General features: G+C 41.9%; 8 protein-coding genes. All 8 read left to right on the plus strand.

Annotated elements, in window-relative coordinates; translation table 11 throughout:
* Positions 1-39: 39 nt before the first annotated feature.
* Positions 40-2,895: a SusC/RagA family TonB-linked outer membrane protein gene (locus DTW91_RS06495; protein ID WP_125202575.1), complete on the plus strand. Its 2,856-nt coding sequence runs from the start codon at positions 40-42 to the stop codon at positions 2,893-2,895.
* Positions 2,896-2,945: 50 nt separating this feature from the next.
* Positions 2,946-4,463: a RagB/SusD family nutrient uptake outer membrane protein gene (locus DTW91_RS06500; RefSeq protein ID WP_228412676.1), complete on the plus strand. Its 1,518-nt coding sequence runs from the start codon at positions 2,946-2,948 to the stop codon at positions 4,461-4,463.
* Positions 4,464-4,474: 11 nt separating this feature from the next.
* Positions 4,475-5,539, plus strand: coding sequence for a LamG domain-containing protein (locus DTW91_RS06505; RefSeq protein WP_125202577.1), 1,065 nt, complete (start codon positions 4,475-4,477; stop codon positions 5,537-5,539).
* Between the two features lie 95 nt (positions 5,540-5,634).
* A complete protein-coding gene (locus DTW91_RS06510) occupies positions 5,635-7,014 on the plus strand; it encodes a glucoamylase family protein (RefSeq protein WP_228412677.1) in 1,380 nt (459 codons plus the stop codon).
* Between the two features lie 17 nt (positions 7,015-7,031).
* Positions 7,032-8,423, plus strand: coding sequence for a glucoamylase family protein (locus DTW91_RS06515; protein ID WP_125202579.1), 1,392 nt, complete (start codon positions 7,032-7,034; stop codon positions 8,421-8,423).
* 319 nt (positions 8,424-8,742) lie between these two features.
* Positions 8,743-9,462 (plus strand): prolyl oligopeptidase family serine peptidase, encoded by a 720-nt coding sequence (locus tag DTW91_RS06520; protein WP_125202580.1) that lies wholly within the window; start codon positions 8,743-8,745, stop codon positions 9,460-9,462.
* Between the two features lie 14 nt (positions 9,463-9,476).
* On the plus strand, positions 9,477-11,804 hold the full coding sequence (gene bglX / locus DTW91_RS06525) for a beta-glucosidase BglX (protein ID WP_125202581.1): 2,328 nt from the start codon (positions 9,477-9,479) through the stop codon (positions 11,802-11,804).
* Positions 11,805-12,018: 214 nt separating this feature from the next.
* Positions 12,019-14,928, plus strand: coding sequence for a protein translocase subunit SecD (gene secD / locus DTW91_RS06530; protein ID WP_125202582.1), 2,910 nt, complete (start codon positions 12,019-12,021; stop codon positions 14,926-14,928).
* Positions 14,929-14,949: the final 21 nt, after the last annotated feature.

Consider the following 14,949-nt stretch of genomic DNA (forward strand, 5'->3'; position numbering starts at 1 on the left):
TATATATTTAGGACTACGAAAATAATACTTAAGAATATTATGAGAAAAAATTATGTGAAATTACCATTGCTTATTGCTGCACTCTATTACGCTGGCAATTTGCATGCCCAATCCACACAGGACACCGTAACCCAAGAGCAAAAAATTGACGAGGTGGTTGTGATTGGATATGGATCTGCAAAAAAAGTAGATCTTACGAGCGCTATTACTACGGTAAAAGCTGCAGATATTGTGAAAACGCCTTCAGGACAAGCAACACAATCTTTGCAAGGCAAAGTAGCCGGTGTACAGATTGTTGCAAACGGGTCTCCGGGAGAATCGCCAAAGATGAATATTAGAGGTATTCACTCCTTGCAGGGAGATAATCAGCCTTTATACGTTGTAGATGGACTTTTTGTAAATAATATCGAATTCTTGAATCCCAATGATATTCAGGATTTTACCATTTTAAAAGATGCCTCGGCGGCTTCAATTTATGGTGTTTTGGCTGCTAATGGGGTTGTGGTCATTACAACAAAAGGAGGCAACTACAACAGAAAGGCAAAAATTTCTTACGATACATATTATGGAGCGCAATATGCTAATAATGTAACAAAAATGGCTAATACAGAGCAATTTACAAATTTTGCTCTGGAATCTGGTTCCCAGTTTGAAATTGATGCGATTGCAGCAGCTATTGCAAGATATGGCAGAAGCAGAACCAATCCCAATCTTCCCAACGTCAATACCGATTGGTATGATGAGGCATTGAGAATCGCTCCCATCCAAAGTCATAGTCTGTCGGTAGATGGTGGTTCTGAAAAGGTTGCTTATTCATTAGGAGGTAACTTTTTTTCCCAAGATGGTATTCTAGATATGAAGAACGGCTATGAAAGATTTAATGTCAGAGCGAAAATTGATGCCAAAGCCACCGACTGGTTAAATGTTGGAGCGGTTATTAATTACACCCGGGGTGAAAAATATGATGACGAATCTTCGGCTTGGTCCCAAATCTATTATGCCGTTCCGGTAATGCCTGTCTTTGATCCCTTGTTTACGGAAGCCACCGTTCGCCCATACGCGGATGCTCAAATTTTAGGATACAGAGGTCACGATAACCCATTTGCTTTAATGGATAACGTGGATAAACTTGGTATTCAACGATCCACCAATTTTAATGCTTACGCAGAAGTTAGTTTACTGCCAAAGGAATTAATTTTTAAAACAACACTTTCTTATAACAACAGAAATATAGATGAGCGTCTGATGGAGTTGCCATACTTTGTTAATAGTGAGAAAGGTTTCCAAAGAACATTAGATAACTCTACGATTACGCGTAATAATGCCACTTACGAAGATTACATCTGGGATAATACACTTACTTGGAACCGATCTTTCGGGGAGCACGATATTACTGCAATGGCAGGAACATCTTTTGCTGACCAATCTTTCAAGTATTTGACTATGAAAGGTAATTTCTTCGAGGGAAGTTTGTTTTCCCGAGATAATAAAAGCACTTGGTACATCAATAACACTGCTGAGGCCGGAAGGTTTACCTCGGAAGGTGCTCCATATAGATATTACAGAACCTCTTACTTTGGAAGATTATCATACAAATTTAAAGACCGATACATTGTTTATGGAACACTTAGAAATGAGGGTTCAAATAAATTCCCAAATCAAAAAACTATTAACCTTCCTGCTGTGGGCGTGAGTTGGGTTCTTTCTGAAGAATCATTTTTGAAAAATGTAAGTTGGCTCAATCTTTTGAAAATTAGAGGTGGATGGGGTAAATTAGCTAATGACGGAATTAACGCAAGCAGACCAAGCACGGCATTCCCGGTTAATTCTGTATTTGCAGACACTTTCGTTCCGGCTTTTCAGTTTACCACTTATCAGGATGATGTGCGACGGGAATATACGGAAGAGACCAACATCGGCTTATCTACAGAATTTTTAAATAGACGATTGACCTTAGAGGGAGACTATTTCATAAAAGACACCAAAAGTTTGGTGATTCCCGTATTCCCGACAATAGGTAGCGAAGTAAGCTATAAAAATGTTGGAACCATGAGAAATAGAGGCTACGAAATTTCGGCCGGCTGGAGAGACAAAATAGGCGAAGATTGGGGTTACAGCATCAGTGGGAATTTTAGCCATGTTGAAAATGAAATTACAGATTTGTACGGTCAGGCATTTATCGCAAGAGGATCGGGAGATTTTCCTCAGCGTTTAGTAGTCGGCCAGCCAATTGATGTGTTTTATGGCTATGAGCTCGATGGCGTTTATCAAAATCAAGCAGAAGTCAATGCAGATCCAACAGCAGTTTATGCCAACACCAATCAGGGTGCAGGAACGGTAAAACCAGGTTATTTCAAATATAAAGATTTGAATGGAGATGGAAAGATTGATGATAGTGACAGAACATATCTTGGTGCTCCGGTTCCAACTTATTATTATGGAGGATCCATTGCCGTAAATTATAAAACGTGGGACCTTTCAGTAGCATTTTATGGGCAAGGAGGTAACGTAATTCTTAATAGAGCCCGTGCAGAGGTTATCAGAACCACAGGAAGAAACGTGGACGCAGATTTTGCAATCAACCGTTGGCACGGAGAAGGAACTACCAATGAGTATGTTTCTTCCGAAGGTTACCGTCAAAGTTGGAACAATCAAAAACTTTCCGACTTCTGGTTGCAAAAAGGTGATTTCTTCAGGATCCAAAATATCCAGGTAGGTTATACCTTGAAAACTGACGGCGTTCCAGAAATGAGATTTTCGCTCACAGCGGATAGACCGTATATGTGGACAAGAAGTAAAAACTTGATGAACCCAGAGGTTAATAATGATGGTGTTAATTTGGATCTTTATCCTACGCCGTCTGTAGTGTCTATCGGGTACAGCATAAAATTTTAACATATTTAAAATAAAAGACAATGAAAAAATTAATATATATAAAAGCAATTTTGCTTGTTAGTATTATAGGTTTGACGGGATGCGACAGCAAACTGGATGAACCAATGGAACTTGATGCTGGTAATAGTTATGACTACACCAGTGCAGAAGGTGCGAAAGGTGCTGTGATGGGTGCTTATGCAACTTTATCTGGTAAAAGAGCAGCTGACAACGGCGATACAGGCATCGGCTGGGAACAGATTCCTTTGATCTCAGTACGAGGAGATGATGTTAATGCAGGTGGAAAAGGAGATCAAGCACCTTTTACCGACACTGATAATTATTCTTACGACCGCAGTTATTGGATGTACAACTCACTATGGGAAATTTGGTACCAAAGAATAGTACAAGTAACGGCTCAGATGAATGAATTGGAAAAATTCAGAGCGGGCGGGGTCAATTCGCAATTGATAGATCAATATATCTCAGAATGCAAAACCCTAAGAGCTTTCTATACCTTAGAAATTTCCAGGGTTTGGGGTAAAGTTATTGTCATGGAAGTTTTAGATCAAAGTCAATTGACCCTCCGGTCAAAAGATGATGTGATGAACTGGGTTTCTGCCCAAATGGATGAGGCAATACCCAATCTGCCAGATATGAGGCCAAACCAGCGCACAGATATAAAAGGCGGTGTCACCAAATATACAGCTCTTGCCATAAAAGCTATGGCAAATCTGGAACTGAAAAACTATCAGGCCGTGGCAGACGCGACAGGTATAATTATCAATTCTAATAAGTTTTCGCTGACAGATGATTATTATAATTTGTTTAAAATACCCGGTAAATTAGCCAATGAGAACTTGCTCGAGATTCAATATTCCGATTTTGGAGTGGGTACAGGAAATAACGTCAAACACCTGTGGGATTTTTATGGTCCTACAAGTTGGACACCTGCTGTTTCAGGAGCTAATGCAGGATGGGGATTCTATGAACCAAGCCTGAAATATATCAAATTCATGCTTGCCCGAAATGAGCAAAAACGTTTGGTAACCAGCGTGTTGTTTACGCCAGACGGCATTGCGAAGATAAAAGAAGATCCAAACTTTGCAACTTTACCATCATGGGTTTCCAATGTTACACCAAGTAATGATGTGATTAATAATTCCGCAAGAGCATTATTCTTTAGTGGTAAGCATTATTTGCCTTCAAATCAGTTAATTCCTGGCCGAAATGATTATGGTTCTAATAAAAATTACATTATAATGCGGTATTCAGAAATTTTATTGATGTATGCCGAAGCTGTCGCAAGAGGAGCTAATCCATCTGCAGGAACTGCTGTGGCTGCCGTAAATACCGTAAGAAATAGAGCAGGACTATCCAGCTTGGCATCGGTAACGGCTGATCAGGTAATGGACGAAAAATATGCAGAATTAGGATTGGAATGGGGTATTCGGTATTACGATATGGTAAGACTAGGTAATACTGCAGCATTGAGCTATGACGGCAGAACCTTCAGTATGGATAAACAATTCTTGCCTTATCCATTAGCTCAGATAGAAAAAATCCAAGCATTAGAAAGTAATCAATAGACATAAATACAATGAAAAATATAATAAAATTAACTCTTGCTGCTGTTATTTTATTAACAGTATCGATAGCTTGTTCAGACGGATATATCGATGATATTAGTCATGTCGCACCGGGAGAGGATGTGGCGGCGCCTGTTATCACCATAAATAGTCCAGCGGGAAATGTTACTATTCCTTTTACCGATGTCACTACAGATTTCAATTTTGATTTTAAAGTTTCTGATGATATTGAAATTGCTTATATTGAAATTCTTGTAGATGGCACATTTCAGAAATCCTATAATAGTTTTGTAGATTATAGAAACTATGCCGATATTTATACCAAAAACTTGGGTTTAGGTAATCACACCTTTACAGTCAATGCTAAAGATCTTACAGGTAAGACTTCCACAAAAACAGTAGCATTTAATATTGACAATAAATATACTGCTTTGTATGGCGAAAAATTTTATCTTCCTTTCTTCGCAGGCAACGTATTTACTGAGTTGTTAAGTGGGGCTAATCCTACAGTTGTTGGTAATCCATCGACTATTGCAGACGGTAAATCCGGTGCTGCTTACCAAGGTGCGACAGATTCATATCTTACGTTCCCACTTAGTGGATTATATAGTTCAGATGGAATAAGTTTTACTTTTTGGTATAAGATAAATGCTACACCAGATCGGGCTGGTATTATTACTATCAATGATAACTCAGACAACACCGATGAGAACCGAAATGGAGGTCTTAGATTGTTCAGAGAAGGTAGTGCAAGTTCGCAAACCATCAAAATGAATGTTGGTACAGGCGGAGGCGAGTCTTGGAACGACGGGGGTAATTTACCTGTTGACGGCAATTGGGTACACGTGGGTGTTACTGTTTCGCCCACAGAATCTAAAATTTATTTCAACGGTGTACTGCAAAGAACTGCAACCTACACCACTTTTGATTTTTCTTCAAGTTCTACAATCACGATTGCTTCCGGAGCGCCTTCATTTACATACTGGAGTCACTTGTCAGACCTTAGTCTCATCGATGAATTGAGGATTTACGATAAAGCTCTGGACGCTGCAGAAATAAGCGCCACTATGCAATAATTAGTACCAATATTTAGTTAATAATGAAAACACTTTATGGCTTGTTCATAAAGTGTTTTTCATAACATCCAAATCAATACACAAAAGCAAGTATTTTGAAAAATATAATTTTAGCATCGGTTGTCTTCTTGTTATACAATTGTTCAAACGACAGCAATTGGGATCCAAATGATATTTTGGTAAATCCACCTGAGGAGCCGGCAACCGTTTACACAGACGCCCAGATCACCGAAATGGTGCAGAAAGATGCCCTCAAATACTTTTGGGACTTCGCACAAACCGATTCCAAACTTGCCCGAGAAAGATACCACACAGATGATCCTAATAATGATGCCAATACCGTCACCACAGGCGGCTCAGGCTTCGGATTGATGACCATTTTGGTGGGAATCAAGAACGGTTATGTTGCCCAGCCGGAAGCCGTTTCCAGATTGACGACCGCGCTTAATTTTTTACAAAATGCCAACCGATTTCACGGTGCCTGGCCACATTGGATGAATGGTACCAACGGCAACGTCATCCCATTCAGCACCAAAGATAACGGAGGAGATCTGGTAGAAACGGCTTTCCTGGCGCAAGGTCTAATCTGCGTGAGAGAGTTTTTCAAAAACTCCACCAACGCTTCAGAATTAGCATTAGCTCAAAAAGCTGACGAACTGTGGAAAGGCATAGAATGGAATTGGTACACACAAGGCCAGAATGTCTTGTACTGGCACTGGTCTCCTACCTACAATTTTGATATGAATATGAAATTGCAAGGCTTCGACGAAACCTTAATCACTTATGTACTGGCCGCAGCATCTCCCAATTATTCAATTCCCAAATCGGTTTACCAAAATGGATGGGCAAGAAACGGAGGCATCAAATCGTCGGGTACGCAATATGGTATTCCGCTCATCGTCAACCATAACGGTGCATCGGGAACGGTCGGTCCCATGTTTTGGTCGCATTATTCATTTCTTGGTCTCAACCCCAAAGGCCTTTATGACGACTATGTCAATTATGGCGACGTTACTACCAATCACGCCAAAATTATGTATCAATATTGTGTCACCAATCCAAAAGGATTCTCAGGCTATAATGCCAAAAGTTGGGGTCTCACAGCCAGCTACTCCCGAAATGCAGATGGAACCACAGGTTATGCTGCCCATCAGCCCAATAACGATTTGGGCGTAATTTCGCCCACGGCAGCGATATCCGACATGCCCTACACACCAACGGAAAGTATGAATTTTCTGAGATTTCTTTACAATGAAAATTATTCCAAGTATATCGGTGTGGCCGGTCCTTACGACGCCTATTCCATTCAATACAATTGGGTGACGCCCAGATATTTGGCCATAGATCAAGGCACCATAGCACCAATGATCGAAAACGGTAAAACCCAATTTCTGTGGAATCTCTTTATGAATGCACCCGACGTAAGACAAGGTTTGGTAAAATTAGGATTCCATTCCTCAACATATGGCTTTTAATTTAACTTAAAAATTCTATGAAAAATATTTTTAGACTATCGTTCATTGCTGTTAGCCTGTTAATTTCTTGCAAGAATTATCAAGGTTCGCAGCAAGCACAGAAAGATTCTGAATCCACAACGAAAAAACTAACGGACACGCAACTGATGGACAAAGTCCAAAGCGACGCCCTCAAATACTTCTGGGACTTTGCAGAACTCCATTCAATGCTGGGAAGAGAGCGCTATCACGAAGATAATATTTATCCGCAAAACGATAAGCACGTGGTTACCACGGGCGGATCGGGCTTTGGATTAATGACCATTCTGGTTGGGGTCGATAGGAAATTTATCCCCCGTGCCGAAGCAGTGAAAAGATTAAATCACATCGCCGATTTTCTTAGCAAAGCAGACCGTTTCCACGGTGCGTGGCCGCATTGGATGAATGGCGAAACCGGCAAAGTAGTCCCTTTTGGCAAGAAAGATAATGGCGGAGACCTCGTAGAAACTGCATTCCTTACCCAAGGAATCATCTGCGTTCGAGAATATTTCAAAAACGGAAATGCCGAAGAAAAAGCACTCGCTGCCAAAATGGATCAACTTTGGAAAGGTGTCGAATGGAATTGGTACACCAAAGGCGGACAAAAAGTGCTCTACTGGCATTGGTCGCCAACCTATGGCTGGGAAATGAATTTCCCGCTCGAAGGCTACAACGAATGCCTGATTACCTACGTTCTGGCAGCCTCATCCCCAGATTATTCCATCGATTCCGAAACCTATAACAAAGGGTGGACACGAAATGGCACTTATACGACAGACAAAACCAAATACGGATTGCCTCTTTACGTCAAACACAATTATGCAGAAGAATTTGGCGGTCCATTATTCTGGTCCCAATACTCATATTTAGGTTTAGATCCGCGTGGACTTTCAGATCAATACGTGAAAAATTATTGGGATCTCAACCGAAATCAAGTCCTGATAGATTACAAATATTGTCTGGAAAATCCCTTCAAATACAAAGGATATTCAGAAAAATATTGGGGACTTACAGCCGGCTACACGAGGAACAAAGATGGTTCCGTCGGTTATGCCGCTCACCAACCAATAAAAGAAGATTTGGGCGTGATTGTGCCGACTGGCGCGCTCAGCTCTATGCCCTATACCCCAAAAGAATCGATGGCTTTCCTGAGATTTTTATACGAAGAAAAACCAAAATTTGTCGGAAGTGCAGGTCCTTATGATGCAACGTCTATCCATTTTGACGACTGGTTTACGCCACGCTATCTGGCTATCGATCAGGGAACTATCGCGCCGATGATCGAGAATTATCGCACCGGACTGCTCTGGAATCTCTTCATGAATGCACCCGAAGTGAGAAACGGACTCAAAAAAATCGGGTTTAAGTCCACAGAACATCAGATTCAATAAACAAAAAGTATTATCTTTAAACACTAAATTTTATTGTTTCGTTTGGAGACTTTAATATTTTTTGGGAGCTTGATCCCGCTGTCCGCTATATCTTTTTTGTTTTTAGAACGTTTCTCAGTTCGATTGAAAGTTTAACACCAAAAAACAAAAAAGGATGCCGCTGCCATCGGGGCTATGGGTTGAGTCACAGAATGAAATCCTCAACTGAAAAGAAGTAGCGCGCGTACGCCGGAGGAGCGCTCCGTAAAAAAAATTCAGACGATGCAACAAATAAACGCGTTAGAGAGTATTAGAAAAAACAAATCAAAAATCCAATAAAATGAATTTAAGACAGAAATTACTTGCTTTTTTACTTTTAATTTGCATTTTTCCTTTTGCCACAGCGCAGGAAATCAAATCCGAGTTCAACAAAGAAGTAAAGATTCAAGCCAAATTATCCTATATCTTGGATATGCCGCCAAATGTTAAATCCAAAATACCGTTAATTGTATTTCTTCACGGTTCGGGAGAAAGAGGCACTAATTTGGAAATGATTAAAGTTCACAGTCCTTTTACGTACAAAAGTTTGATCCCGGAACCCGTTGCCATCTTGGCGCCTCAATGTCCGGAAAACACTTGGTGGGATACCACTCAAATCTATTTTCTGATTAAGGAAATCTCGGAAAAGTACAAAATCGATAAAGCAAGAATCTACCTCACAGGTCTGTCGATGGGCGGCTGGGGAACTTTGAAACTGGCAGGCGAGCATCCGGAAATGTTTGCCGCAGTTGCCGCAATCTGTGCTCCAACAGACCGCATGATGCAGGCCACTATTCAGAATTACAAAGATCTCAATATCAAATTATTCCACGGCGGGATGGACGATGTTGTTCTTCCGGAAAATGCTTTCAACTTTTATCAAAAACTGCATCCCATCAACCCCAAAGCAGAACTCACCATTTTCCCGAACGATAATCACAATTCTTGGGATTCCACTTACTCCGATCCCAAATTGTGGCAATGGATGCTGTCTCAATCGATCATTGAAGTTAAAAATTAAAATATATAATTTATATGAAAAAATTTGCAATCCTGGCTGCATTGGCACTTTCGCCATTCTTTTTGGCGCAGAATATTATATCCAAACCTGCCCAGTCTTACCAGTCGGCTCCATATCAATCCAAGAAAAAAGCTTTTATCGACAATCTGATTTCCAAAATGACTTTGGATGAGAAAATCGGACAGCTCAATCTGCCTTCTTCAGGCGATTTTACAACGGGGCAGGCACAGAGCTCCGACATCGGTAAAAAAGTGGAACAAGGCTTGGTTGGCGGATTATTTAATATCAAAGGGGTTGATAAAATCCGCGAGGTTCAGAAAGTGGCAGTAGAAAAAAGCCGACTGAAGATTCCAATGATTTTCGGAATGGACGTGATCCACGGCTATGAAACCTCATTTCCAATTCCGTTGGGCTTAGCCTCGTCTTGGGACACAGATTTGATCCAGCGCTCTGCTCAGATTGCTGCTCAGGAAGCCACTGCCGACGGCATCAACTGGACCTTCTCGCCGATGGTCGATATTTCCAGAGATCCGCGGTGGGGCAGGGTTTCCGAAGGTGCCGGCGAAGATCCCTATTTGGGAAGCGAGATCGCAAAAGCGATGGTTTATGGCTATCAAGGGGACGATCTTGCCAAGAAAAACACTATGCTCGCTTGCGTAAAACATTTTGCGCTTTATGGTGCTGCGGAAGGTGGTAGAGATTATAATACGGTGGATATGAGTCATTTGCAAATGTACAACACCTATTTTCCACCTTACAAAGCGGCTGTTGAAGCTGGCGCGGGCTCGGTGATGGCTTCGTTCAATGAGATAGACGGCATTCCGGCAACGGGAAACAAATGGCTGCTAACGGATGTTTTAAGAAAACAATGGAATTTCAAAGGTTTTGTGGTCACAGATTACACCGGGATCAATGAGATGATTGACCACGGAATGGGCGATTTGCAAGAAGTGTCTGCTTTAGCTATTAATGCCGGAGTCGATATGGATATGGTGGGCGAGGGTTTTTTGAAAACTTTGAAAAAATCGATTTCCGAAGGAAAAGTAACGGAACAAGCAGTGACCGATGCTGCAAGAAGAATTCTGGAAGCCAAATACGACCTCGGTCTTTTTGATGATCCTTATAAATATACCGATTCCAAAAGAGCCCAGAGAGAGGTTTTCAGTCCAAAAAATCTGGAGGCAGCCAAAACGATTTCTTCTCAATCCATGGTTCTTCTTAAAAATAACAAGCAGGTTCTTCCGTTGCAGAAATCCGGAACCGTGGCCGTCATCGGGCCTTTGGGCGACAATGCCGTGAACATGCCCGGTACTTGGAGCGTTGCCGCGAAGCACGCCAATTCTATTTCGCTGCTGAGAGGTCTTAAAGAATCTGTTGGAAAAAATGTGAAATTTCTGTATGCAAAAGGAAGCAACATCTACGAATCTGCAGAAATGGAAGAAAAAGTCTCGATGTTTGGCAAATCGGCGGGCAGAGATAATCGGCCGGCAGATCAGATAAGAAAAGAAGCGATAGCCATTGCCAACCAAGCAGACGTCGTCCTTCTTGCCATCGGAGAAAGTGCCGAAATGAGCGGCGAATCTAGTTCCAGAACCGATATCGGAATTCCGGAAACTCAAAAAGAATTGTTGAGAGAACTTAAAAAAACCGGCAAACCAATCGTTATCGTTTTATTCACAGGTCGTCCGTTGGTTTTGACGGAAGAATCCCAGCTGGCAGATGCTATTCTGAATGTTTGGTTCCCGGGAAGCATGGCTGGTTACGCAATTTCGGACGTACTGTACGGAAAAGTAAATCCGTCCGGAAAGTTACCGATGACGTTCCCAAGAAGCGTGGGCCAAGTTCCGCTTTATTACAATGCGAAAAATACCGGTCGCCCGTTGAGTTTGGAAAATACGGAAAAATGCAAGTTCGAGAAATTCCGTTCCAACTATCTGGACGAGTGCAACACACCGCTTTATCCTTTCGGATTTGGATTGAGTTATACGACCTTTGGATATTCTGATGTTTCGGTCAGCAATGCAAAACCGACAGGAAACACCGCGATCGAGGCCAGTGTCACGTTGACGAATAATGGAAAATACGACGGCGCTGAGGTGGTTCAGCTATACATCCGAGATTTGGTTGGCAGCATCACAAGACCTGTCAAAGAGCTGAAAGGTTTCCAAAAAGTATATTTGAAAGCAGGCGAAAGCAAAAAAGTAACTTTCAAAATTTCGCCCGAAGATCTTAAATTCTACAACAATCAATTGAAGTACGATTGGGAAGCCGGCGATTTCGATATTATGATTGGCAGCAATTCTCACGATGTCAAAACAACAAGAGTGAACTGGAGCAAATAGAAATTTATTGAATAATAAAATAAAAGGCCTTTTGGATAATCTCTGGAAGGCCTTTTAATGTGAATGGAACGGGGGAAATTTCACCACATTTTTTATTAAAGAAAGCATTTTAAAATTAATCGAAGAGGAATAATACAGATTTCTCATTTTCAAATTCTTATTTCCGTGATAAATCGTTATATTTGCCGACCTAATTTATATATATCGTAAGACAATGCAAGGAAAAGGACTCGTTACATTAGTTGCCATCGTTCTTGGATTAATTTGCCTTAATGAGCTTCTGCCATCTTTCTATGCCAACAAAATAGAGAATGAAGCAAAGGCCATCGCAGGGGAAAATCCGGTGAAATACCAAGCTGAGCTCGCAAGACTTTCTAAGGACACTCTTAATCTCGGTTTTACAAAACTGGATTACACGTCTGCAAAACAGAAAGAGATGAAACTCGGACTGGACTTGAAAGGTGGTATCAACGTACTATTGGAGATCAACCAAAGAGATTTGGTAAACGATCTTAGCAATTACTCTACAAATGCTACTCTGATAGAAGCGCTCAACAGAACCGACAAAGTGCAGAAAAACTCGAGCAAGCAGTACATCGAGGACTTCTTCATACAGTTTGAAGCCGTCAACAAAGAAAAAGGAACCAACCTGAAACTGGCAGATCCAGAAATATTTGGAAACACCAATCTCTCTGAGATCAAATTCAATACGCCGGACGAGCAAGTCAAAAACATTGTCAGAAAAAAAATTGACGCCTCGGTCGGGACAGCTTACGAAGTTCTCAGAACCCGTATCGACAAAATGGGTGTGACGCAACCCAACGTCCAGAGAGTTCCCGGCACCGGAAGGATTTTGGTGGAAATGCCCGGAATCAAAGATATAGATCGGGTAAAAAAAATGCTCCAGACTTCTGCAAAACTACAGTTTTGGGAAGTGCAGCTGGCGCAGGAAGTCGTTCCCTATTTCTCTCAACTCGATCAGCTGGTGAAAACCAAAGGCGATTCTATCGGCGTCGCAAAATCGACGAATCTGATGAACTTGATTCAGCTGAATTCCACACCCGGAAATGCCGTGGCGAATGTAAAATTGTCCGACACCGCCGTTGTGAATAAGTTGCTTAATTGTGAAATTGCCATCAAAGCAAGACCTATTAATTTAAAATATACCCAGTTTATGTGGGGCTACAAGCCCGAATCTACTTCTCCCAACAGCTTGGTTCTCTACGCCATTCGCGGAAACATTACGCAGAAAGCACCGGTGGACGGTGCCGTAGAATCGGCAAACATCAACTACGACCAGCTGGGGCGTATCGTGGTAGATATGCAGATGGACTCCCAAGGCGCGCGCGACTGGAAAGCCATGACGGAGAAAAATAAAGGAAAAGTGGTGGCGGTAACTTTGGACAACAGAGTTTACACAGCTCCTACAGTAAACGAGGTGATTCCCAACGGAAGAACCCAAATCTCGGGAAATTTCACTCAGGAAGAAGCGAAGGACTTAGTGGACGTTCTGGGCGCCGGCAAATTACCCGCCGGGGCAAAAATCGTGCAGGCAGAGGTGGTGGGCCCGTCTTTGGGTGCCGAATCCATCAATGCCGGAATTACTTCTTTTCTCATTGCTTTTGCCATCATCATCGTTTACATCGTTTTCTATTACGGCGGTGCCGGCATATTTGCCGTTATTGCGATGATTATCAACTTGTTCTATATCTTCGGAATTATGGATTCGCTGGACGCGACCTTGACGCTTCCCGGTATCGCAGGTATCGTATTATCGATGGCGCTGGCCGTAGATGCGAACGTTATTATTTACGAAAGAACCAAAGAAGAACTCTTCCGCGGAAAAAATATTCTGGACGCTTATAAAGATGGTTTCAAGCACGCAATTTCTGCCATCCTCGATGGTCACGCGACCACTTTCATTACCGCTTTGATTCTTTATATCTTCGGTACGGGACCTATCAAAGGTTTTGCAGTGACGCTTATGATTGGTTTGATAATGACCTTATTCACCTCGGTTTTATTATCGAGAATAATGATTTTTAGCAGACTGAGTAAGGGTAAGTCACTTTCTGTCTGGACGGCACCGACTAAGAATCTCTTCCGCAATACTTGGATCGATTTTATCGGAAAAAGAAAATATGCCTACTATTTTTCGGGAATTTTGATGGTCATTTCAATCGCTTCCATCGCTATCAACGGTTTCAAATACGGTATCGATTTTACCGGCGGGCGCAACTACGTTGTCCGATTTGAAAAACCCGTGGATGCCAATAAGATAGAGGAGAATATTGCAAAACTGATGCAGACCAATGATGGCAAAAACAACTCCATCGAAGCTAAAACTTTCGGGAATTCTTCGCAATTGAAAATCACCACAGACTATTTGGTTGATGACGAGTCTCTTGCAGCGGATCAAACCGTGGAACGAAAAATTTACGAAGGGGTTAAATCCGAATTGCCCGCCGGGATGAGTCTGGCCGAGTTCAAATCTGCAGACAAAGGTAATGCCGGTATTATTTCCTCAAGCAAAGTGGGGCCAACGGTGGCAGACGACATCCAGACGGGCGGTATGTTGGCCGTTGCCGCTTCTTTATTAGGAATTTTCATCTATATCTTGTTGAGATTCGACAAGTGGCAATTCTCACTCGGAGCAGTTGCTGCGCTCTTCCACGATACGGTAGTAATCCTGGGGGTTTATTCGTTATTCTACAAGGTAATGCCTTTCAATATGGAGATCAATCAAGATTTCATTGCTGCGATACTTACGGTCATAGGATATTCCATCAACGATACGGTCATCATCTTCGACAGAATCCGCGAATACCTTCGCGAGAAAAAAGCGTTGACACTGGCAGGATTGTTTGATGATTCCATTTCCAGCACGATTGGTAGAACCTTCAACACGTCTTTCACCACGATTTTGGTCATCCTTGCGATTTTCATTTTCGGTGGCGACAATTTGAGAGGCTTTATGTTCTGTTTGTTGCTCGGCATCGGATTCGGAACCTATTCATCGATTTTTATAGCCTCGGCTACGGCTTATGACTTCCTGCGAGGAAAGAAAAAAGAAGACAAAGTCACCGGAAAATCGTCATCTGAAAAGTTGGTGGCTGTCAAATAAAAAATATTTAAACTATGCAAA

Source organism: Chryseobacterium sp. SC28 (genome assembly GCF_003932955.1).
Lineage (GTDB): Bacteria > Bacteroidota > Bacteroidia > Flavobacteriales > Weeksellaceae > Epilithonimonas.